The organism is Desulforhabdus sp. TSK (assembly GCF_022836495.1).
Taxonomy (GTDB): domain Bacteria; phylum Desulfobacterota; class Syntrophobacteria; order Syntrophobacterales; family Syntrophobacteraceae; genus Desulforhabdus.
The window spans coordinates 1-23,295 of sequence record NZ_BQXM01000053.1; the positions used below are offsets into that span (position 1 = coordinate 1).

General features: G+C 57.7%; 17 protein-coding genes and 1 pseudogene. 5 read left to right on the plus strand and 13 right to left on the minus strand.

Features of this window, described 5'->3' with window-relative positions; all coding sequences use genetic code 11:
* The coding region (gene modB / locus MWC30_RS20500; protein ID WP_244086070.1) for a molybdate ABC transporter permease subunit at window positions 1-513 on the minus strand (513 nt) is incomplete at its 3' end.
* A 369-nt stretch (window positions 514-882) separates the two neighbouring features.
* On the opposite strand from modB, the gene tsaA reads away from it, so the two are divergent.
* Both tsaA and MWC30_RS20510 read left to right on the plus strand, forming a co-directional pair.
* Window positions 883-1,359: a tRNA (N6-threonylcarbamoyladenosine(37)-N6)-methyltransferase TrmO gene (gene tsaA / locus MWC30_RS20505; RefSeq protein ID WP_244086071.1), complete on the plus strand. Its 477-nt coding sequence runs from the start codon at window positions 883-885 to the stop codon at window positions 1,357-1,359.
* Window positions 1,343-2,512 (plus strand): substrate-binding domain-containing protein, encoded by a 1,170-nt coding sequence (locus MWC30_RS20510; protein ID WP_244086072.1) that lies wholly within the window; start codon window positions 1,343-1,345, stop codon window positions 2,510-2,512. The genes tsaA and MWC30_RS20510 overlap by 17 nt, the downstream gene beginning before the upstream one ends.
* Window positions 2,513-2,569: 57 nt before the next feature.
* Here MWC30_RS20510 and MWC30_RS20515 read toward each other — a convergent pair whose 3' ends face one another.
* From MWC30_RS20515 to MWC30_RS20555, 9 genes and pseudogenes are all read right to left on the minus strand, one after another.
* On the minus strand, window positions 2,570-3,172 hold the full coding sequence (locus MWC30_RS20515; protein ID WP_244086073.1) for a hypothetical protein: 603 nt from the start codon (window positions 3,170-3,172) through the stop codon (window positions 2,570-2,572).
* A 426-nt stretch (window positions 3,173-3,598) separates the two neighbouring features.
* Window positions 3,599-3,982: pseudogene (locus MWC30_RS22485) on the minus strand (hydrogenase iron-sulfur subunit); the annotation flags it as partial.
* Between the two features lie 198 nt (window positions 3,983-4,180).
* Window positions 4,181-4,972 carry a 4Fe-4S dicluster domain-containing protein gene (locus MWC30_RS20525; RefSeq protein ID WP_244086075.1) on the minus strand — a complete coding sequence of 264 codons (792 nt, stop codon included), beginning with the start codon at window positions 4,970-4,972 and terminating at the stop codon, window positions 4,181-4,183.
* Between the two features lie 84 nt (window positions 4,973-5,056).
* Entirely contained in the window at window positions 5,057-5,494 is a 438-nt protein-coding gene (locus MWC30_RS20530) for a hydrogenase iron-sulfur subunit (protein ID WP_244086076.1), read from the minus strand.
* Between the two features lie 84 nt (window positions 5,495-5,578).
* Window positions 5,579-8,620, minus strand: coding sequence for a CoB--CoM heterodisulfide reductase iron-sulfur subunit A family protein (locus MWC30_RS20535; RefSeq protein WP_244086077.1), 3,042 nt, complete (start codon window positions 8,618-8,620; stop codon window positions 5,579-5,581).
* Between the two features lie 13 nt (window positions 8,621-8,633).
* Window positions 8,634-10,013, minus strand: a complete 1,380-nt coding sequence (gene gltA, locus MWC30_RS20540; protein WP_368860910.1) for an NADPH-dependent glutamate synthase — start codon at window positions 10,011-10,013, stop codon at window positions 8,634-8,636.
* Between the two features lie 135 nt (window positions 10,014-10,148).
* Entirely contained in the window at window positions 10,149-10,994 is an 846-nt protein-coding gene (locus tag MWC30_RS20545; protein ID WP_244086079.1) for a sulfide/dihydroorotate dehydrogenase-like FAD/NAD-binding protein, read from the minus strand.
* Between the two features lie 5 nt (window positions 10,995-10,999).
* Complete coding sequence (locus MWC30_RS20550) at window positions 11,000-13,654, minus strand: molybdopterin-dependent oxidoreductase (protein ID WP_244086080.1); 2,655 nt, start codon at window positions 13,652-13,654, stop codon at window positions 11,000-11,002.
* Window positions 13,655-13,859: 205 nt separating this feature from the next.
* The gene (locus MWC30_RS20555; RefSeq protein WP_244086081.1) at window positions 13,860-14,303 is read right to left on the minus strand and encodes a hydrogenase iron-sulfur subunit; all 444 of its coding nucleotides are present in this window, start codon (window positions 14,301-14,303) and stop codon (window positions 13,860-13,862) included.
* Window positions 14,304-15,377: 1,074 nt separating this feature from the next.
* Here MWC30_RS20555 and MWC30_RS20560 point away from each other — a divergent pair.
* The 3 genes from MWC30_RS20560 to MWC30_RS20570 are packed head-to-tail and all read left to right on the plus strand — an operon-like array spanning window position 15,378 to window position 17,922.
* On the plus strand, window positions 15,378-16,235 hold the full coding sequence (locus MWC30_RS20560; RefSeq protein WP_244086082.1) for an extracellular solute-binding protein: 858 nt from the start codon (window positions 15,378-15,380) through the stop codon (window positions 16,233-16,235).
* Complete coding sequence (locus MWC30_RS20565) at window positions 16,228-17,016, plus strand: 4Fe-4S binding protein (protein ID WP_244086083.1); 789 nt, start codon at window positions 16,228-16,230, stop codon at window positions 17,014-17,016. The genes MWC30_RS20560 and MWC30_RS20565 overlap by 8 nt, the downstream gene beginning before the upstream one ends.
* A 6-nt stretch (window positions 17,017-17,022) precedes the next feature.
* Window positions 17,023-17,922, plus strand: a complete 900-nt coding sequence (locus MWC30_RS20570) for a radical SAM protein (protein ID WP_244086084.1) — start codon at window positions 17,023-17,025, stop codon at window positions 17,920-17,922.
* A gap of 197 nt (window positions 17,923-18,119) precedes the next feature.
* Here MWC30_RS20570 and MWC30_RS22695 read toward each other — a convergent pair whose 3' ends face one another.
* From MWC30_RS22695 to MWC30_RS20590, 3 genes are all read right to left on the minus strand, one after another.
* The gene (locus tag MWC30_RS22695) at window positions 18,120-18,971 is read right to left on the minus strand and encodes a hydrogenase iron-sulfur subunit (protein ID WP_269467800.1); all 852 of its coding nucleotides are present in this window, start codon (window positions 18,969-18,971) and stop codon (window positions 18,120-18,122) included.
* Between the two features lie 51 nt (window positions 18,972-19,022).
* The gene (locus MWC30_RS20585) at window positions 19,023-22,043 is read right to left on the minus strand and encodes an FAD-dependent oxidoreductase (RefSeq protein ID WP_368860911.1); all 3,021 of its coding nucleotides are present in this window, start codon (window positions 22,041-22,043) and stop codon (window positions 19,023-19,025) included.
* 998 nt (window positions 22,044-23,041) lie between these two features.
* Window positions 23,042-23,295, minus strand: a 254-nt coding sequence (locus MWC30_RS20590; RefSeq protein WP_244086086.1) for a CreA family protein, incomplete at its 5' end; no start/stop codon positions are given.

The window sequence follows — 23,295 nt, forward strand, 5'->3', positions numbered from 1 at the left end:
CAGATTGCCCGCCACCATGAGGGTGGCTCCAAATTCGCCCATGGCGCGGGCAAAAGCGAGCATGGCTCCGGCCATGATGCCACGCCACGCCAGGGGAAAGGAAACGCGGAAAAAAACCTCCAGCTCCAACAGGCCGAGGGTGCGCGCCGCCTTTTCCAGGTTGGGGTCGACGCTCTCGAAGGCGCTTCGAGCCGCTTTGTAGACCAGTGGAAAGGATACCACCGTGGAGGCCAGCACCGCTCCCTGCCAGGTGAACATGAGCGTGATTCCCAGCGCTTCGTAAAGCCAACGGCCGATCCAGCCGTTCCTCCCGATCAGCACGATGAGGTAATAACCCAGGACCGTGGGGGGCAGGACGAGAGGCAGTGTCAGGAGCGCATCGAGCCATTCCCTTCCCGGAAACCGGAAGCGGGCAATGCAGAAGGCGAGCGCCACTCCAGCCAGAAAAGCGGCCAGGGTGGCCAGACCCGCCACTTTAAGGGTCAAAAGAAGGGGTGCCAGGCTCTTCAGCATGATGCCCTCGCATTGAATTCATTCAGGGGCAAATAGATTTTGCGGCTGGCAGGGTGGATGAGGGTCGCACGCAATCCATGTGGCAGGTCTCTGAAAACTTCCGGATGCACGGCGATCTCCGCTTCCCGTTGGCACACGAAAAAACCCATCCCCAAAAGATGCTGTGAAAATTGGGGACTGGCTTATAGAATAACCGTTGACGCATCCATCACGTCAATTTACTGTTACTCACTACATTATGTCGTTTATAGATGACACCATTAATCCTTTTTTCATGCCGAATCAAGCGGGGAATGGGCGCATGGTGTAAATGCGGGTGTACTCACATCCTCTTCGAACATGGCGGGCTTTTCTGCAGGAGCAATTGACATGATTGATTACGAACCCATCGGGACCATCCATTCACCTTTCAAGGAAATAGCCGGCATGCCCATCCAGCCCGTCGGCGCCAGGGGCGTTGTGGGGTACATCGAGCTGTTGCCGCACCTCCAGGCAGGCCTCAAGGACCTCGAAGGATTTTCACATATCTTCGTCCTCTACCATTTCCATGGCGCTTCAGGTTTTTCCCTGCTCGTCAAGCCGTTTCTGGACAAGACCGAACGCGGAGTCTTCTCCACCCGGGCCCCCAAGCGACCCAATGCCATCGGCCTCTCCGTTTTGAAGCTCCTGAGAGTGGAAGGCAACACCCTGCACGTGGAGAATGTCGATATTCTCGATGGGACTCCACTCCTGGATATAAAGCCCTACATTCCCAAATTCGATGTCTGGCAGGTGGATCGGACGGGGTGGTTTGGAGAAAAGGCTGAAAACGCGGAAACTCAGAAGGCGGATGAACGATTCAAGTGAAGCCTGCTATGGATTTTCCGAGGGGGAAGTGGCGATGAAGCCAACGAGAGATCCTGTAGTCTGCAGCCTCAAGGCGGCTCGCAAAAGCAAGGGGTTGTCCCAAAGCGAGCTGGCCGAGCGGGTCGGCGTGAAGCGCCAGGCGATCTACGACATGGAAACGGGGCGGTACGTACCCAATACGACCGTGGCGCTTCGCATGGCGAAAGAGCTTGGCTGCAGGGTCGAAGACCTTTTCGCCCTGGATGCATCCGAAGATGAACAGCCTGTCACCCTGGTTGAAGAAGTGGAGATGCCGCATAGAAGGGTTTCAGTAGCCAGGGTGCGCGACCGCCTCGTCGCCTATCCCCTGGATGGCAAGTGGCTGCTGAGCGACGGGTTTCAGGCTGCCGACGGTCTGCTTTCATCCGCAGGCAGTCATGTGCAGCTCCTCCAGAGGAATGAGCACCTGGAGAAAAAAGTGCTGCTGCTGGGCTGTGATCCGGCTTTTGCCATTCTCGGTGCGCATGCATCGCGATGGACTGCGGACGCCGGGGTTCAGTGCCGCTTTGCCTCGAGCCATCTCGCTTTGCAGAGGCTTGCCGCGGGCCACGCCCACCTTGCGGGAACGCACCTGCACAACCCCTCGTCCGTCGATTCCAACCTGGCACTCGCTCAGAAGGTCCTGGCAGGCTCGAAGGCTATGGTTATCGCCTTTTCGTTTTTTGAGGAAGGATTGATGGTTGCGCCGGGAAATCCTCTCCGAATCCGTTCCGTCGCCGACCTGGCCCGGGAAGAGGTCCGTTTCGTCAACCGTGAGCCCGGCGCCGCACTCCGCGTGCTCCTGGATGAACGGCTGGCTAAGGCAGGTCTCACGGGGGAGTGTATCCGCGGCTACAACCACCTGGTGTCGAACCACAACCGGTGTGCCCAAATGGTCGCCTTCCAGCTCTCCGACGCCGCTTTGGGGCTTCGAGCCGTTGCCGCCGCCCACGGGTTGGACTTTGTCCCCATGGAGGCCGTGCGCTGCGATCTGGTCATTCCCTGCGATTTCCTGGATCTCCCGGCCGTCAAGATCCTCCTGGATGTGCTGCAGACCCGCGCTCTGCGGAATGAACTGGCTTCTCTCCCCGGCTATGAATCCGCCTGCACGGGGGAAGTCATCGGGCAGGTCTGAAATCTTCCCATGACCCGGCAGGGAGACTTCATCACTGCACAACCAACGGCAACCCGTTCAGTGCGGTGTTGCGGAGGTCTCCAGCTGCACCTTTTCTTTGAACTGCCTGATTGCATCCAGCACAGGTTTCCTCATGAGAGCAGCCCGATCGACGCCTCGCGATTGTTGGTCCTCTTCGTAATAGGGATGTGCGGGAGTGGGCTCCGGGGCTTCCAGCAAGGCCGCATAGTCATAGGTTTCCGATGCCATCACCACTTCGATGATGGGCTTGTCCCCCCGGGGAACCCTTTCCAACCATCCCAGCCGCCGCATGCATTCGAACCGCCCCTGATCGGTGATGAAGAAATAGGCATTCATGAAAGTGGTGAGCCTGTCGAAGCGCTGCGTCTCGAAATCGTGGCCGTTCCCCAGGCGATGCGCCCTCATGAGCAGGTCATAGAAAGCGTTCTTGCTCTCGGGACATCCCTCGCAAAAGAAAAGCAGGACCTCATCGGGAAGATCCGCCCACCTTGTGTGCTCATCGAAATCTGTAATGGACCGGAAGATCCGCCTCCACTCTTTAAATCCCCTGGCAGCGGCTTTCTTGTTCTTGTGAGCTTCCATACTGATGAGATCAGCCATCATGCCTCCTTCCAGGATTCTACAGGATTCTATCGGCATTTCGTTCTCCTACTGCAGGAAAACGGCTCAACCGCATTGTCCCAAGTGAATTCATGGAGCCAGTCGAATGAATTTGGGTGTCGACCCTTCATAGCCTTTGAATTCGGCCAAGCCTGCTCTTTCGATGCCGTTGAGGATCAGAGAGACGGCATAAACCAGCAGTGCCGTCTTCGAAGCAATTTCCCGCACCGATAGAGGACCTTCCCGCAGCACTTCAAGAATCAGCGCTTTTTCATACTCTTCTTTTGCAGCCGAGTGCAGCAGCTCCAGGTATTTCCCTTCATCGACCTTATCGTTGTAGACGTTCCCTCTTTCCGTGAGCTGCCGATCCATGCCCAGCAGCCACCGCAGGCGCGGTGCATTGAGGGCTCCCGTGAGGGCCGCCAGTTGAAGCTGGTATTTTTCTCGCGGGAAAGGGCCGGCATCCCGGACCACGGCACTGAGCTGTGTAACAAAGTCCGCGAACTGCTGCCCTTCCGCGGCACTGACCCAGCGGAGCTGCATCCGGTCCGCTCCAATGCCGGATATCTCCAGGAGCTTCCGGGTGAGATCCATCCGTTTGGAGGTGTACACGTTGCCGTCGATATAGTGGCAGTCGCCTATATGGCAACCGAAGACGAAGACCGCATCGAAGCCGTCTTTGAGGCCCTCCAGGATATATGAGGGATCGATACGCCCGGAGCACATGGTGCGCATCACTCGAATCGTCGGGGGATACTGGAAGCGGGACACCCCCGCAAGGTCCGCCCCCGCATAGGAGCACCAGTTGCACAGAAATGCCAGAATTTTCGGTTCAAATGCTTCGCTCATCTTATGCTCCTGTTCGTTTGAAAAGCCTTGGGATATTCCTTCGTCCAACTCCAAAGTAAAGGGTGTCCTTTTTTCCCACCAAGCCGGAGGAAGCCGGAATCCTGAAACTCTGCGGTGTTCCTGGATTCCGGCTAACCGCGTGCCGGAGCGGCGTCATCATCAACAGCCAGGGATGCTCAATGATCTCCGCTCACACACTCACCGCGGACCGGACGGCAGCAGCATCTCTTCACCCAGGAAGGAAAAGGGCGATTTGCCGTCGGCGGCGCCGGGCTTGTATCCAAAAATATCTTCCACCAGCAGATTTACCTCCTTGTAGAGAGAGCGCAGCGGGATCCCGGCCGGACAAACCTCTTCACATAGTCCGCAATCGATGCAGCGGCCTCCCATGTGGATGGCCCGCACCAGGTGGAAGGAAGTATCGGGCGGGAGCTTCTCACCCGGGATGAGAGCATTGTGCTCGAGGCTGCATTCGGTGCAAAAACAGACAGGGCAGATATCCCGGCAGCCATGGCAGCGGATGCAGCGGTTGAAGTGTGAAAGCCACCATTGCTGCCTGGCCTCGGGCTCCATGCTCTCCAGCTCTTTTACCTTGCGGCTTTCAACGACGGGGTCCACCGGCGTGCCGTAGTGAATCTCCTCGGGAAAGGGCTTCGAGCATTCGCACTCGATGGCCAACCCCTGGCTGCATGCCTGCCCCAGGACCACGACTTTTTCCGGCTGCAGCTGGTTCCACTTGAACAGCTCATGGAGTCCTCGCTCTTCGCATCCCCTCAGGAGGACGCCGTAGGTCTTATCGGGATGATTGCGTGCCTCAGCCAGGAGCAGCTTGAGAATGGGATAACGCGCCTTGGTGCATTGCCAGGGCTCCAGTTCGTCCAGGTTCTCCCGCGTGAAGAGCCAGGGAAAGGGAAACCCGTGGGTGGTTTTATACGCCCAGAATCCATCCACCCGGCCATCTTCCAGAAGTTGCTTTATTTTGATGTTCATAAGGTCCAGATCCTGCGAAGGTGAGTCACACTCGTTAAGGATGATATATTTCTCCGTTGGCTGTTCGCATCCGGCCGGGAGCCTTCAAGCGCCGAGCGCTCTCTCGGGAACGGCTTCAAAGGATGGAGCAGGACCAAGCTGTTTGATTTTTTCAGTAAAGTCTCTGACGACCTCCGCGAATTTGATCCCCTCCGCAGCGGAGATCCATTCCAGGCGGAGCCGCGCGGAGTCATAGCCGGCAAATTGGAGCAGCCCTTCAAGAAACTTCACCCGCTTGACGGTCATGTAGTTGCCCTTCAAGTAATGGCAGTCGCCGATGTGACAGCCGGCGACCAAGACACCGTCCGCTCCCCTCTGGAATGCGTGCAGCACGTGGTGCGGCGAGACGCTCCCGGAGCACATGACCCGGATGACGCGGATGTTGGGCGGATACTGGAAACGGCTCACCCCCGCCAGATCCGCTCCCGCATAACTGCACCAGTTGCAGAGAAACGCTATAATCCTGGGTTCAAAATCCTTCATTTCCACGATGACACCTCTTTTCCTCTATGCTGAGTCACAATTCCGGCCGTAACAAATCAAGGCATGTTGTGCCTTGGCATCTGCTCACGCGGAAAGCGCTTCATCAATCTGCCGGTAAAGCTGCAGATGGCTGAATCCAAGGAGCGACACCGCCTCGGAAGGACAGGTGGCCGCACAGGTCCCGCAGCCTTTGCAGAGCGCCTGGTTGACTTCGCACTTCGCCTCCTGCTCCAGGTAGCTGATGGCTCCAAAGGGGCAGCATTCCAGGCAGGCCCGGCAGCCGATGCACTGGTCTTTCTGGATGAAGGCCGCAACGCCACCCGCTGCAATGAAGTCCCTGGTGAGCACCGTGGCAGCCCTCGACGCCGCTGCTTTGGCCTGTGCAATGCACTCTTCCGTGGGTTTCGGCCAATGGGCCAGGCCCGCCACATAAACGCCTTCGGTGGCGAAGTCCACCGGGCGAAGCTTCATGTGGGCCTCCAGGAAGAATCCCTCGGGGTTCAAGGGTACCTTGAACATTTTGGCCAACGGCTCCACATCCCGCGTTTCCATGGCGCTGGCCAGCGTCAGGATATCCAGCCGCAGCACGACATTCTGTTGGAGAATGGGATCGAAGACCGTTATCCTGAGGCTGTTTCCCTCCAGTTCCACCTGAGGTTTCCGCTCCAGATCGAAACGGATGAATAGAATTCCCTTTTCCCGCGCCTCCCGGTAGATGTTTTCCCGCAGGCCGTACGTGCGAATATCCCGGTAAAGGACGTAGACGTCCGCTTCGGGGTTGATCTCTTTGATGCGGATGGCGTTTTCAATGCTGTGACTGCAGCACACCCGGCTGCAATAGGGACGATCCGGCTCCCGGGATCCCACGCACTGGATGAAGACCGCCGATTGGGCCTTGACGACGGCATCCTGCCGCTCGGCAATGGCTCGATCCATGTCCAGGTTGAGAAAAATCCGATCGCTTTTTCCATATTGATATTCAGACGGCTTGTAGGAATGGGCGCCCACCGCAAGGATGGTCACTCCATGTTCGACGGTTTCAGAGCGACCGTCCACATCCAGCGTCGTTTTGAAATTGCCGACAAATCCCGTGACTTCGTTCAACGTGGACTTGGTTCGAATGGAAATCTTCGGGTGGCTTTCCACTTTTTGAATGAGGCTGTCGAGATAGGGGGCTATGGGATCACCATTCCACGCTGTCAGCAGCTTGCGCCCATGCCCGCCCAGAACGTCTTTCTTCTCGACCAGCGTGACGGGATAGCCCTGTTCCGCAAGGGCCAAAGCCGCCTCCATCCCCGCAACCCCACCGCCGATGACGAGACCGCTCTGGGTGATGGGAAGCCGAACCTCCTCCAGCGGCTGCTGGAGAGCGACTTTGGCTACCGCCATGCGCACCAGGTCCTTGGCTTTTTCCGTGGCCGCTTCCGGGAAATCGTGGTGCACCCAGGAGTCTTGATCCCGGATGTTGGCCAGTTCAAAGAGATACTTGTTGAGCCCGGTTTCCTGGATCGTCTGCTGGAAAAGAGGCTCGTGCGTTCGCGGCGAGCAGGATGCCACCACGATGCGGTTGAGGCTGTTCTCCCGGATGGCGTCTTTCATGCGGTTCTGGGTATCCTGCGAGCAGGTGAACAGGCTCTCCTCCACATAGGCGACGTGGGGAAGGGTCCTGGCATATTCCTTAACGGCGGGCACGTCCACTACGGACCCGATATTGATGCCGCAATGGCAGACAAACACACCGATGCGGGGAGAAGCGACCTCGCCGGGATCCATTTCCTGCGGCGGCTCGGGCTTACTGATGGCCGACCCTCGAACCGTGGAGAGGAGCATCGCCGTCTCGGCCGCAGCCGCCGACGCCTCCATGACGGATTGGGGAATGTCCTTGGGCCCCTGGAAAGCGCCGCAAACGAAAATCCCCGGCCGGGAAGTGCTGACCGGTGCGAAGGGTGAGGTGGCGGCAAATTTTCCGTCGTTGACCTGAATATCCATCCGGCGGGCCAGCTCCAACACTTCAGGGGAAGTTTCAAGGCCCACGGAGAGCACGACGAGATCGTACTCCTCCTGGAGAAGGCTTCCACTCTCGTCGGTATAACGCAGGAGGAGGTTTTCCGTTCCGGGCGCCTTTTCAATGGAATGCACCCGGGACCGAACGAACCGAACGCCCTGTTCCTCCTTCGCTCGGTTATAGTACTTTTCAAAATCCTTTCCCGAGGTGCGCATATCCATGTAGAAAATCGTCGCATCCAGGGGATGATGGCTGTGCTCCTTGGCGATGACCGCTTCCTTGATGGCGTACATGCAGCATACGGCGGAGCAGTAACTGTTGTCACAGTGGTTCATGTCCCGCGACCCCACGCACTGAAGCCAGGCGATGCGCTCCGGAGCCTTGGAATCGGAAAGCCGCACGAGATCTCCCCCCGACGGTCCCGACGGCGAAAGGATCCGCTCGAATTCCATGGACGTGATGACGTTGGGATAATGCGCATAATTGTAGGTATCGAAGATTTTGGGATCGAAGGGCTTGAATCCCGGGGCCAGGATGATGCTTCCCACATTGAGCTGGAAGAGCATGTCCCTGTCCTCGAAGTTGATCGCTCCAGCCGGGCAGAACTTTTCGCAGGCCCGGCACTTGCCCTTCTCGAAGTAGATACAGTGATCCTTATCGATGGCGTACTTGAGAGGAACCGCCTGGGGATATTTGACGTAAGCCGCCTTGCGCTGGCTCAGCCCCTCGTTGTACGCATTTGGGACCTTGCGGGGGCATTTCTCCGCACAGACGCCGCACGCGATGCACTTGCTCATATCGACATAACGTGCCCTCTGCCGCAGGTTCACCTGGAAATTGCCCGCCTCCCCCGCCACTTCCAGGACGTCGGTGAGGGTGAGGATTTCGATATTGGGGTGCCTCCCGCATTCCACCAGCTTCGGAGACAGGATGCACATGGAGCAGTCGTTGGTGGGAAAGGTCTTGTCGAGGGCGCTCATCACGCCACCGATGGCTTCGCTCTTTTCCACCATGTAGACAAAATAACCGGTATCCGCCAGATCCAGGGCGGCCTGCACACCGGCAATACCGCCTCCGACAACCATGGCCGATCCGAGCAAATTTTGAGATGCCTTCGTCATACCATCACCTCTTCTACTGACTCAGAAATTCATGCATGGCGGACGCCGCGCGGCGGCCTTCGCCCATGGCGCTGATGACCGTCGCCCCTCCGGAAACGATGTCTCCCCCCGCCCACACCCTGGCCTTGGATGTCTTGCCCCTTTCATCGGTGATCACGGTTCCCCACCGGGATGTCTCCAGGTCCGGGGTCGTGGAAGCAATGAGGGGGTTCGGGGAGGTGCCGAGGGAAATAATGGCCGTATCCACGTCCATGGTGTATTCACTCCCCTCGATGGGGACGGGGCGCCTGCGTCCGCTGGCGTCGGGCTCTCCCAGCTTCATGCGAACCAGCTCCATGGCCGAGACGTTGTTGCGGCCGTCACTGATGAAGCCGGTGGGGTTGCAGAGAAAATGAAAATGGATGCCCTCTTCCTCCGCATTTTCGACTTCCTCCAGGCGTGCGGGCATTTCCTGCCGCGTGCGCCGGTAGATGACGTAAACCTCCTGGGCCCCCAGCCGCACGGCACAACGGGCCGAATCCATGGCGACATTCCCTCCGCCGATGACGGCGACTTTCCGGCCCATTTTGACGGGGGTCGCATATTCCGGATACAGGTAGGCTTTCATGAGGTTCGTACGGGTGAGGAATTCATTGGCCGAATAAACCATGTTGAGATTTTCGCCCGGCACACGGAGAAACTGGGGAAGACCGGCTCCCGTTGCCAGGTAGACGGCCTGGTACTTCGTGTTGAGAAGCTCGTCCAGGCTGTAGTTGATGCCAATGACGGTATCCAGGTGGATGTCCACTCCCAGGGAGGAAACATATTGCACTTCGCGCTGCACGATCTCCTTGGGAAGGCGGAACTCGGGGATGCCGTACATGAGAACGCCGCCGGCCACATGGAGCGCTTCGTACATGGTCACCTGGTGCCCTCGTATGGCCAGGTCCGATGCCACCGTGAGCCCCGAAGGCCCGGTACCCACGACCGCAACGCATTTACCGGTGGACGGCGCGAGCTCGGGCTTCGATACCGCGCCGGACGTGCGCTCCCAGTCGGCGATGAAACGTTCCAGGCGGCCAATGGCCACGGGAGCGCCCTTTTTGTTGAGGGTGCAGGAGTTTTCACACTGCAATTCCTGTGGGCAAACACGGCCGCAAATGCCCGGCAGCGAAGTCTTTGCTTTCAGCACTTTGGATGCGGCTTCGATGTTCCCGTCCTGCAGGTGCTTGATGAAGTCGGGAATGTCGATGTTGACCGGGCAGCCCTGCTGACAGTTGCGCTTTTTGCACTGAATGCAGCGGGAAGCTTCCTCCATGGTCATTTCATACGTGTACCCCGTCGCCACCTCGTCGAAATTGCGCCGACGCACTTCGGGCTCCTGCTTGGGCATTTCGAGGCGGTTGAGGTTCATCTTGACTTTCTTCTTGCCGGTCTCTTCAGAGGGTCCGGTCTCTTTCGTTTCGCTCATATGGAAAATCCTTATCTCATGGTCGAAGCTCTGTGCGAGGCTCGACGATTGGCGCACAACCCTCGATGCATCGTGTCATCACCACTGGGAGCACCCGCGACATTGGAAGCTCTGCTGCAGGATGCTCTCGTCGGCATAAGTGCAGCGACGCGCCATGAGCACATCCCATCCATCCACCTCGTGACCGTCGAATTCCGGCCCGTGGACACACGCAAACCGGTTCTTTCCCTGGATACTGCAGCGGCACGCCCCGCACATGCCCGTGCCGTCCACCATGAGGGGGGTGAGGTGCACCATGGTCTTGATGGAGTAGGGACGGGTCATTTCGCTGATGACCCGCATGAGGCAGAGGGAGCCCATCACAACCATGCGGTGGACAGGATTTTGGGGATGATTGGCGAGAATCTTCCGCAGGGGGCGGGTGGCGCTCACCGTCATCTCCTCACCCGGCGAGCCGAGGGCGAGGATCAGGCGATCGCTTGCCTGCTCCAGCTCCTCCGCACAGAAGGCACGCTCGCGATCGGGGGCCTGGAGAATGGTGGTGATGCGGTTCTCCTTTTCCTTGAGGGCCCGCAGCACGGGCAGGATGGCCGCCGCGCCGTAGCCGCTCGCCACCGCCACGACATGGCCGTAATGGTCCACTTCGGCAGGTTTTCCCAAAGGACCCACAAAATGAGCGAGCTCGTCTCCCGGCCGAAGCGCTCCCAACTGGCGAGTGGTTTTGCCCACCTCGATGTAGACGAAATCCACGGTACCTCGGGCGGCATCCCAGCCACTGATGGTGAAGGGAATCCGTTCTCCCTTTTCATCGGTGATGAGGATCACGAACTGGCCGGGTTGTGCTTTTTCAGCCACGACGGACGCCTTGACAGTCATGCGGTGAACGTTCGGCGCCAATTCTTCATGTGCAACAATCGGAAACATGGGGTCTACCTCTTTTCTACTCTGGCGGCAAAGACGATACTTCCTTCATTCTGATCACTCCCCTGCTTCAACAGGGTCGACAAGGGCAGTGCCACGACTTTGCTCGGTAAAAGGCCATTCACAGCAAGCTTTCCTTCCCATTCTCCATGGCGCGTGACAACATGAACGGTATCTCCGGGAAGAAATTCCCGGGTGAAGGCATCGGCCGGATTCATCTCGATCTCGCCGGTGGACCGGCAAACCGACAGACTCTCCTCGGCCAGGAGCGGGCCGGAAAAATAAGCGTTCAGCCGTTCCCGGGCCACCACGCTGAAAGGATACTCCTTGTCCTGGATCTCGGTGGGTGCGGCAGGTATTGAAATCTCCCACGAAAGCACAGAGGGCAAGGCGTCACCCAAGAGGAGCGGTGAACCCGGCTCGTCCGTCCGAGGACAGGGCCATTGCACGGATTTTCGCTCGGGTGTCATGCCCGCATATGCGGCCACTTTCCGGCGAATTTCATCGAGCACCCCTTCCGTATCCGAGTATTGGAAGCCTGAAGCACCCATACGTTGGGCAAGCTCCGACACCACCCATTGAACGGATTTCGCCTCCCCTGGAGGGTCAAGCACCTTGTCCGCCCACTGGATGCGCCGTTCACCGCTCGTCAGGGACCCTCCCTTTTCCAGAACGGAAGCCATGGGCAGGACCACGTCCGCCGGGGCCGATTCGCTTAACGATGGGGAAAGAACAACATTTTGAAGGACGACAAATTCGACCTTCCCCCGGAGAGATCTCAAAAAATGGAGGCATTGCGTATCATAGGCTTCCAAGGCCATGTAGAGTGCCTTGATCTTTCCACCGGCAGCGGCCTGGAGGATATCTTCGGCGGCAAGTCCGGGAGCCCCGTTGCGCTCCACCTGACCGGGCAGAAGGTGGGAGACCATACCCATGTCCCAGGCTCCCTGAAGGTTTCCGCTGCCATAGGCTGGGGCAACGCCCCCGCCGGGTTTTCCAAGGCTCCCCGTCACCTGTGCCAGGGTGACGAGTCCCTGCACCGTTTGAGGAATGTCCGTGGATTCCAGCAATCCGGCCCCATAAAGGATGCTCACCGGATTACGGCCGGCCAGAAGACAGGCGGCTTCCAGGAGCTGCTCCGGAGAAACGCCCGTAATCTGCGACACCGTTTCCGGTGCATAGGCTGCAAGACGTTGATCCAGTGCTTCGCGATCGGCCGGCTTCATCTGCTTCAGGCCCGGGAGATCCGGATTTTCCTTCAGGACCAGGTGCATCAATCCGGAAACAAGGGTCAGCTCCGTTCCCGGGCGATAGAAGAGGGGGATGTCCGCATAACGGGCCGCGGCCGTGCTGCAGGGGGTCGCAGCCACCAGCTTCGTTCCGCCCATCACGGCCTTGCGCAGTTGAGTCCCCGCTATGGGCTGATCTGCCGCGGGATTGAATCCCACGGTGAGCACAACTCCCGCATGGTGCAGATCGGTAAAGCTGAGGGTCCCGGCCGCCGTACCGAAATTCTTGCGCAGGACTTCCTGGGCTTCGGTATGGCCGCGAGGGGCGAGGCAGGCGACGGCGTCGGTCTTGAGGACCTCGCGAGCGAATTTCTGGAGGAGGTAGAGCTCTTCATTGGTGGTCCGTCCATCCGTCACCACGGCGGTTTCTCCAGGACCGAAGCCCTTGAGCTTCCCAGCCATGCGATCCAGGACCGCGTTCCAGTCCGTTTCCGCATAGCCGCCGTTTTCCCCCACCAAGGGTTGCTTCAGGCGATCCGCCTTCTGGAGGAAATCCTTCAGGAGAAACCTCCCCTGGACACAGGCCTGGCCGAGATTGCCCGGGCCGTCGGAATCGGGAAGGACTTGAACGATGTGGTCCGTTTCGGTGAGCTCAAAATGCATTCGACAACCGGCACCGCAGAGCGGGCAGACGGATGATTTCCAGTTGCGCTCCATCTCCTTGCGGTAAAGGCTCATGACGATGCCGGTGAGATTCTCACACACCTGCAACATCGCCTGGCGCGCCTCGCCCTGGTAGGTGACGTTGCGCTCCCGCAGCGCCCCTACGGGACACACATCCACGCAGGCCCCGCAAAACTGGCACCCAGCCTCTTCCAGGGAGCGATCGAAGGGTGTGCCCACTTCCTGCCGACCCGCCTTTTCCCGGAAGACGATAGTCGACGCGCCGCGGACTTCATGACAGATCCGAACACATCGTCCGCAGCGAACACACAGGCTTGTGTCACGCTCAAAATAGGCTCCGCCGGACTTCAGCGGCGGCCGCCTTTCTGTCGGAGGAGGATAAGAAAAATCGATTCCCACGGAAGCCACCAGCTGCTGCAATTCGCAGGTACCGTTGCGCGGGCACCCCAGGCATTCCCTCGGGTGGTCCTGGAGAATCAGTCTCAGCATTTCCCGCCGAAAATCCTGGACCTTGGGGGTTTCCGTCACAACGCGCATCCCCTCTTCCACAGGAGTCGAGCAGGCTGCCGGCAGTCCGCGATAGCCGTCGATTTCGACAGCGCACAACCGGCAGGAGCCACTGGCCTTGAGGGACGGATGGTAGCACAGGCGCGGGATATGGATTCCTGTTGCGTCTGCCGCTTCCATGATCGTTAGGCCCGGTTCCACCTCCACTTCATGATCATTGATCCATAATTTTATGGAATTCATCATCACCTCGAATTTAGATTTCTGCGATTTACGGCTTGAATGAATGAGTACCTCAGCGCGGCCAACCAGTTGCCGGCTTTCTATTCCTGACTGCCCCGGGCAGGGGCCGATGTTGTTGATCTATCGTCACCCCCGGTGAAAACGGGGGTCCGGAAGATCTTCATTTTCCCGGATTCCGGCTTTTGCCGGAATGACGAAAGGTGGCTCAGTCAACAGCATTGCGGGCAGGGGCGGGGGCTACGGCTCGTAAGCCGGGTCCGAGCTTTCTGATCCTGTCCGTAAAATCCCTGCAGGTCTGCGCGAATTGCGGTCCCATGGCCGAGGAGTTGTAATACATCTCCACCCGGTCCGGGTTGACTCCAACCTTTTCGAGCAGGTTTTTCACAAAGGCCACGCGCTTGGTAGCGAAGTAGTTTCCCGTGCGGTAGTGGCAATCCCCCAGCAGACAGCCGGAAATAAAAACGCCGTCCGCGCCGTCCTCGATGGCTGAGAGCAGGAATTTGACATCCACGCGGCCGGTACACGGTATCCGGATGATGCGGACGTTGGTGGGATAGCTGAGTCGCATGGATCCCGCCAGATCAGCCGCTGCGTAGGAGCACCACTGACAACAAAAACATACGATTACCGGCTCAAAAGTATCCTTCATGCCTCGTCGATCCTTCTTTGGAAGTCACCCTCCCCCGGACTGCCGCCGCCTGACCGCCGTTTTGTTGCGCCTGCCTGGGTGATTTTGCTTCAAGAGGCGCAGTGTCTTGTTCGCCAACCCCTAAAAAGCCGGCATCGTCAGGTCGGGGAGAGTCCCCGGATCGGGAACATTCTCGCTTAAAGGGTAAGGGTAAAGGGAACCGGGAGGTCTTTCCGTTTCTCCACAAAAGAGACATCAGCCTGGCGCACACAACTGCTTTCCCTGTCTTTTCAGTTGCTTCACCCGGAACCCACCTCATCATGCCTGTAAAGGCCCATGAGCCGGACAGAGAGAAAGAGCGAGCCGGTGCATGGACGGGGACGAACAGCTGGCGATGGAGAGGCTCTCTCGGTCCGGCTTCTTGCCTACCGAACACGGGCAGAAACAGAGACACCACCTCAGGTGAAGCCCGTATGAAAAAGCATTGTGAGGCCCCTTATTCATTTAGCCGCTGATCGCAGAACCGGTGCGAAGAAGATGATCAAACGCCCGGATCGAACCACCGTGAAGGTTCTCATGAAAGTTTTAAATTCCGAACACCAGCAAGGATCCGATACCCCAACGAGGCTTCTTCCGTGGGCGTTTGCCCACCAGTTTATGACCTAAGAACAGGTTGGGTGGGCAAAAGCCCACCCTTGCGCAGGGACCAGCCTGTCGTTGTAATTCCAGTAGAGACATCGAAATCTACATATTGGGCATACTGCCCATCTGTCAAATTGGAAAAATCAATTTCTATGTGTAACAGAATAAGGAAAAATCGATTCAAGCAGGAGGAGGGAAACCTCAAATAATTTATAAATCGATGTTTATTCAAAATGTTAGCATGTTTTATGAAGCAGATGTCTCTCTGCGGAAGGAAGGCCTGGCAACTCAGTCCGATATTCATTATTGGATAATTCGATAGATACTCAATAATGAGATCGAAAGAACCGATTCGACTTGAGCTGTCTGCAGTGATATGGCGAAGCACGATTGTTGCGCGGGATAACCATGGAAATTAGAAGGTTTGGTCAGCAGCGGAAGAGGAATGCACACATGAGAGATAAACCGGAATGCGAAGCACGCCGAAGCTTTTTAAAGTCGGCCCTGGTTTCCACCCTTGGCGCCGCCCTGCCGGGGAGCGTCGCACGTGCCGACACCTTCAGCCGGGATCACCTGCAGGTGTGGTCCTGCGGGGGACTGGCCGAGGCCTTCATGCCCGCCAACGAGGCTTATGAAAAAAGGACCGGGGTCAAGATCAGTTACACGGGGGCCTTCGCCGCAGCACTGGGCAAGTCCCTCCTGGGCAGCGCCACGACGGAGGTTTTCGGGGGGCGGGTGCTCGCTCTCGCAAAAAAACTCCGGGAAACCGGGAAAATGCTTTACTTCAAGCCCCTCTGCTTCACGAGCTATGTCATGGTCACGCCTAAAGGAAACCCCGCAAGTATTCAGGATATTCGAGACATGGCCCGGCCGGGAGTGCGGGTCGTGCTCGCCCCGGAAGCCTCGGCCCCCGGTGGAGAGGCGGCTCAGGTGCTCCTCAAGAAAGCCGGAATCCTGGATGGGGCAATGAAAAACGCCGTCACTCTGGGGACCTGCGTGCAGCGGACCATGGACGACGTCATTTCCGGAAAAGGCGACGTCTCCGTCGTCGAACTGCGCATCACCCGCATGCCTCTTTTCCAGGGCAAAACGGAAGTGATTCCCATACCGGAAGAATTTTTCCCGCCTCCTCCCCTCACCTTCACGATAGGAGTCATGAAGGATGCCAAAGATCGTGCCCTGGCGGACGATTTCGTAAACTTCATCACGTCGCCTGAAGGCCAGATCTTCTTCGATCGGGCCGGTTTCATCCCGGCTCTCTCCGACAAGGGACAGGAGTTGGTTGAGAAACTGGGGGTGAAAGATGTCTGATGCTCAGGTCGTCCTTCCAAAAGCTTCCGCAGTAGGCGCCCGGACAGAGGGCATCCGCCTGAGCCTCTGGCGGAAATTGACTCAGCTCGCCGTCGTCGCTGTCATCGGGCAATGGTCCTTCTACGGGATTTTCCGCTGCCCGTTTCTCGTCCCTTACATCAGCTGTCAGAACTGCCCCGTGATCACCTGTCACGGTCGCCTCTTCACCATGTTCTGGGGATTTTGGCTGCTTCTACCCCTTTCGGTCCTTCTCGTCGGACGAACCTTCTGCGGCTGGGCCTGTCCGGGAGGGCTTGTCAATCAGCTTCTCGGAAAGCCTGCCCTTCTCAAGCTGCGCAGGAAAAATCTTTTCACCCGCTGGGCTCCCTTCGGCAAGTACCTGGGGTTGGCTGTGGCCCTTTATTTCTATTTTGCCCTCGGTCAGCCGCGATCGGACGTCCCCATCCGCGTCGGCGAATTCTTCCGGTCGGTGGCGCTCACTTTCGAGCATGCGGGGCTCCTCTGGATCATCCGCACCTGCTTTGTGCTCGGCTTCGTCGCTCTGGGCTTGATCGCGGCCAACGCCTGGTGCCGCTTTGCCTGCCCTACGGGAAGCCTTCTTGAAACCTTCAAGCACTTTTCCCTTTTCAGGTTCTACAAGACCGACCGGTGCAACGACTGCAACCTGTGCATGAAAGTCTGCGAAATGGGAACCCGCCCCGACGAGGCGAACTGCACGAATTGCGGGGACTGCATGCATGCCTGCCCAACCGGGGCCATCCGATTCGGTCGAAAGCCGTAAGTATCGATGAATGCCCTTGTCCATCAAACCGGTAGTATTTTACAGCATCCCTGCTTCAGCGCGAAGGCTGCAGGGCGCTACGGACGGATTCACATCCCCGTTGCCCCGGCATGCAATATCCAGTGCGCTTACTGCAACAGGGCCTACGACTGCATCAATGAGAGCCGGCCCGGGGTCGCCAGCAGGGTCCTCCATCCCGAAGAAGCGTTGGACTATCTGGATGAAGCGCTTTCGCGCATGCCCTTCATCACGGTGGCGGGCATCGCCGGCCCAGGCGATGCCTTTGCCGATCCCGAGCGGACCCTCACGACGCTGGAGCGCATCCGCAAAGCCCATCCCGCGCTGCACCTCTGCCTTTCCACCAATGGACTGGCGGTTGCCGAGCATGTCGATGCCCTGGTCCATCTTCGGGTAGGGTTCGTGACGGTCACGGTCAATGCGGTGGATCCGAAGATCGGGGGCAGGATCTACACGAAGGTTTCCCTGGGAAAGCAGGTTCTACAGGGATCGGAGGCGGCTTCGCTCCTGGTGGAGCGGCAGATGGATGCCATCGCCCGGCTGAAAGCCCGAGGGATTACAGTCAAGGTCAACACCGTCGTCATACCCGGCATCAATGACACCCACACCGCGGCGGTTGCCGAAAGGGTCGCACGGCTCAAGGCGGATCTCCACAATCTCATCGCCCTGATCCCGGTTTCCGGGACACCTTTAGAGAATATCGCCCCTCCATCCGTATCGAGTCTGGCCTCGCTTCGCCGCGCCGCCGAAGCCTTTCTTCCGCAGATGCGCCACTGCGGGCGGTGCCGCGCCGATGCCGTCGGCCTGCTCCACGACGACCGGTCGTGCCCACCAAGCACGCAGTTGCTGCATCGCAGAAGGGCTTTCGGCGCTACCCTGAACGGGTGAAATCCGGACCCAGCCCGAGAGAGAGGGCATCTTGCCGTCTCTTTTTGACGGCGGAACGCCCTCTCTCCCGGGATAAGGCAGAAAGCCCGGATCTGAGTGAAACTTCACACATTAAAGTGGCCGATACGCACAACGTCATTCCGGGCTTGAGCCGGAATCCAAAAGGATGACTGGATGCGGCTTTCGCCGCAGATCCATCAAAGAGAACCCGCTGCTTGTTTCTTGCTCTTTCTAATGATCAGTCGCGATTCCTCAGGAACCGGAGACGGAGCGGGCTCACCGATGAGCTTCATCACCGCGCCGAATCGGGGAGGGCAGACTTCGAGGCAGGTCCCGCATTTGATGCACTGATCCTGGTCAATGACATGGATGACGTTCTTCCCGCCCGAGATGGCATCGACTGGGCATCGCCCGGCGCAAGTCATGCACGCCTGGCATTCTTCCGGATCGATGTAATATGAGGGCACCTCACGAAAGAGTGCCTCTATCTCCTCGGTGGTGTAGAGCTCCTCATAGTCTTTTTCATTGTGCGAATGGAGCGCCAGCTTCTCCTTTTTCACCAATTTGATGTAGGGAATGAGCTTTGCGATTTCTTCCATTCTCCTCTTCAGCTCATCGCCGTCTTTTCCCTCACTCGTGCCAAGAGGCCCCATCAGCTTCACTTCATTACCAAAGTCATTCATGATGTCGGCGAAGCGAATTCCTTCGCCGGCAGACACCCACTCCAGCCTCAATCTCGCTGGGTCCACTCCCGCGTGCTCCAGGAGCTTTTTGCACAATTTGGACATGCTCAACGCATCGTAATTTCCTTCAGGGTTATAATGGCAGTCGTTCAGGTGACAGCCGCCGACAAAGACGGCGTCCGCTCCATTGGACAAAGCCAGGAATATGAACTTGAGATCGACCCTCCCGGAGCACATCACACGAATCACCCGTAAATAGGGCGGATATTGAAAGCGGGAAACTCCGCAAAGGTCGGCGCCTCCATAGCAGCACCAGTTGCACAAGATGCCTATGATCCTGGGTTTGAACTCTATCCCTGTGCTCATGTTATTTTCACTCCCCTATCAGCCGCAACTCATGGATAAATGATTTCATTCTCAATCGTTGGCAAGCGCCGCAAGGATTTGCGCCTCGATCTCCGCATCGGTGTAGTGCTTCAGAAAAATGGCGCCCGTGGGGCACTTGGAATTGCACAGACCGCATCCTTTGCAGAGAACGGGAATGACCTTGGCCTTTTGTCCCCGCCGGGTATCCTCAAGCCTGATGGCGCCGTACGTACAAGCCGAGGCGCAGGCACCGCACGCAATACACATGCTCTCATGCACATCGCAAACGGAACCGGAGGCGGTGACGGAATCCTGCGAAAGGAGGACGGCAGCCCTGCCGGCAGCACCATAAGCCTGGCTGACGGCTTCCGGGATATGCTTGGGATAGTGGGCCGTCCCGCACAGGAAAACGCCGTCGGCCGCAAAGTCCACGGGCCTCAATTTGACGTGAGCCTCCTGGAAGAAGCCCTCGGGGCTCAAAGCCACCTTGAATAATTTGGATATTTCCTGAATGCCTTCGGAGGGGACAACGGCGGCGGCCAGTGAGAGAATGTCCGCATCGATGGCGAGTGCCTGACGCAGGACAGGATCGTTCGCGGTGATCCGCAAGACAGAGCGACCATCCTCCACAACCGCTTCCACCCGGGGGCAGTCCTGCGGTTCATAGCGGATGAACTTGACATCTTTCTCGGACGCTTCCCGGTAATAATCCTCGGCCATCCCGTAGGTCATTATGTCTCGATAGAACACATGGATATCCATCTCGGGCCTCAACTCTTTCAGCTCCAGGGCGTTCTTTATGGAATGGCCGCAACATATCCGGGAGCAGTAATTTCTATCCTCGTTTCTGCATCCCACACATTGAATCATCGCCAGGCTCCGGGAGTTGAGCAGCGCTTCGTCCCGCCCTGCGATCCGCTCCTCCAGATCGAGGTTGGTCAACACCCTGTCGTCCTCACCGTAGAGATATTCAGTCGGTTTGTATTCGGCCGCGCCGACCGCAAGAACCACCGCTCCATGCCGGATCTCCTGGAGCCCTCGATCGGACTGGACCCTGGTGATAAAATTCCCCACATAACCGGACGCGTCCGTGATGACGGCGTCCGTGGCCACATGAATCAGAGGGTGCCGGTAAACTTTTTGGATCAGGTCCGCGAGGTAGGCTTGCACATCCAGTCCTCCCAGGGTGGAATGGATTCTTCGCGCCATGCCGCCCAGGTCTTTCTCCTTTTCCACCAGGTAGACCTCAAATCCCTGAGCCGCCAAGCTCAGGGCACTGGTCATCCCTGCTATGCCGCCTCCCACCACCAGCGCTTTCCTATTGACCGGCAGATCGAATTCCTGGAGGGGCTCCAGGAGCATGGAGCGAGCCACCGACATGCGAATCAGATCCCTCGCCTTCTGGGTCGCCTCTTCCTTTTCACGGGAATGGACCCAGGAGCAATGTTCCCTGATATTGGCCATGTCGTAGAAATACTGGTTGAGTCCCCCTTCTCGAAGCGTGTCCCGGAATACCGGCTCGTGCGTCCTGGGGGTGCACGCGGCGACAATCACACGATTGAGCCCTTTTTCCCTCACCACGTCGGTAATTTCCTTGGCGGAATTGGTGGCGCACGAGAAAAGCTGTTCCTGAGCATAGACAACATTGGGAAGGGTCAATGCATATTCCACGGTGGAGGGAACATTGACGACTCGTCCGATATTTGCGCCGCAGTGACACACAAAGACCCCGATGCGCGGCTCCTCTGCAGAGACATCCCGCTCCTGGGGATACACCCTTTCCCTGGCCAAACGCCCGCGGCGGTAGGAAAGGAGTTGACCGCAGAGGGACCCGGCGCCGCTGGCGGTCACCACCGACTCGGGAATATCCATGGGCCCCTGGAAGGCCCCGCTGACAAAAATGCCCGGGCGCGTGGTCTCGATAGGGTTGGTGGGATTGGTCTTGCAGAACCCCTGGAAATCCAGCTCGATTCCGAGCTTGGCCGCCAGGTCCTTCACATCCGCGGGAGGGTTCATTCCAACGGACAGTACGACCATATCGAACTCTTCCTCTTTGACTCCGTTGTCGAACGTGTCGTATTTGATCGTCACATTCCTGGTTTCGGGGATTTCCCTTCCTACGGAGGTGTAGCTCCTGATGAAGCGAACCCCGGGAAGATCGGCCGTTCTCTGGTAGAATCGCTCGAATCCTTTGCCGTAAGACCGGATATCGTTGTGGAATATCGTCGCTCTGGCGTCGGCATCATGGTCTTTCGTCAAGATCACCTGCTTCTGAGTATAGGTACAGCATACTGCGGAGCAGTAGCTGTTGTCGCCCGGCGTCACCCGCCTGGAGCCGACGCAGTGAATCCAGGCAATATTGTGCGGATGCCTTTTGTCCGAGGGGCGCAGGATCTCCCCTTCGAAGGGCCCCGTGGCACACAGCAGCCGTTCATATTCCAGACTGGTGACCACGTTTGGAAACTTTCCGTAGCCGTAGTCGTTCCTCAGGGATGGGTCAAAAACCTGATAGCCGGGAGCCAGAACGATCGCCCCCACATTCAGGCGCATCTTCCGAGGCTTTTGATTGAAATCCAGAGCATTGGACTTACAGACCCCCTGGCAGATGGTGCAGGATTTATCCTTGAGATAGAGGCAGTCTTCATGCACATAGGGTGTGAGGGGAATGGCCTGAGCGAAATAGATGTGGACCGCCTTGTTTTTTGACAGATTTTCGTTGAACGGGTCGGCGACCATGACCGGGCAGTATTCCACGCAGGTGGTGCAGCCCGTACAGTTGTCCTCGATGATGTACCTGGTCCTTTGGGTCAGGGTGACATTGAAATCTCCCGCTTTGCCTTCCACACTGTCGAGGTCCGTCATGGTCAGGATCTCTATGTTGGGATGGCGTTTGCATTCGAGAAACTTGGGAGATTCGATGCACATGGAACAGTCGTTGGTGGGAAAGGTCTTATCGAGGTGGGCCATATGGCCACCGATGGTGGGGGATTTTTCGACCAGGTAAACCTTGTACCCTGCGGTGGCAAGATCCAGGGAGGCTTGAATGCCGCTGATCCCTCCACCGAGAATCATGACGTCTCCAAAATTTTGTTCATTTGCTGATTTTTCCACTTCTCTGCATCCTCATCAGGTTGTTGGTGGATCACTTCTTCGGTGATCTCCAAAGGCTCGCTGTCATCCGTAGCGGCATGGAGGGAACGGCGTCGACGGAACGGACCCGAGAGACTCCCGGTGCGCCGCAGCAAGCATTCGCGGGCGAACGCCTCCTGCGTGGAAGGGGCTGGACGATTCACAGCGTCTTCCCGCTCTTGCAACGTAAAAACGGAGCTTTCCCAGGAGCTTACGGGACTGCAGGGTGGCATTGCCCCTGCTGCTGCCTTAACGAGGCATGTGGACCTGACGGAAAGAGGTGCGAATGGAAGAGGGGATAACGATGGAAATAGACTGCGTCTTTCGGCCTGATCCTGTGCCTACCTTACACGGGTAGAGTGAGCGAAGCTCCCTCAGGTGAAGCCGAAAAACGGATACATAAAAAGACTCCTCACATGGATGAAAATGCAGACGGCAATCCCCCTCTCGATGTGCGTGACGTAGAGGAAGCCTTCTGCTTGTTCATCTTTGGTTGTACCCCTCAGGGTCAAGGGGGATTCTTCAGAAGAAACTTTTTCAAACGACAAAACCTTATCCAATAGCCATCCATCAGTCAAATTGGAAATCTCGATATCTATTTGCAAACCTATGGTAAATGGATTGTAAATTGGGATGGATACCGACAGCTTACATTTTAGTAGATTTATAGCATTATTAAAAAGTTGTAGATTTTAGCAGGGGTGATCCTTCGCATCGCATCGAGATTTGCAGGGAGCATCGTACGCCTCATCCACACCAACCAGTGCATTGCGAATCGCTGCATGGAATGGACCCTACCCGGCTACCGCGCGGCTCCCTTCAAGCGATTTCCGAGACAGGCCCCGAAATTGCGCGGCACTTCTCCCAGCCAATGCCGGAAGGGAGTATTTGACACGCTCCTGACGCCGGGAGTCGCCCTTGCGCAAATTCCAGTGAGAATGCTACCTGCCGCCCCAAGGCATGATGGGCACGGTGGAGATGGCGTTCTGAGGGCTTCCTGCAATGATTTTTCTGCTGATGGCCAGGTAGATCAAAGTGTTGTGCTTCCTGTCGAACATGCGGACCACTTTGGTATTCTTGAAAAAGGCGCTGGTTCTCTCACTGAAGACACTCTCCTGGTCGGGCAGTTTGTCCGGCAGGGTGATGGGGCCGGTCTGCCGGCAGGCAATGGAGAATTGCGAGGGGTCTTCGGTGA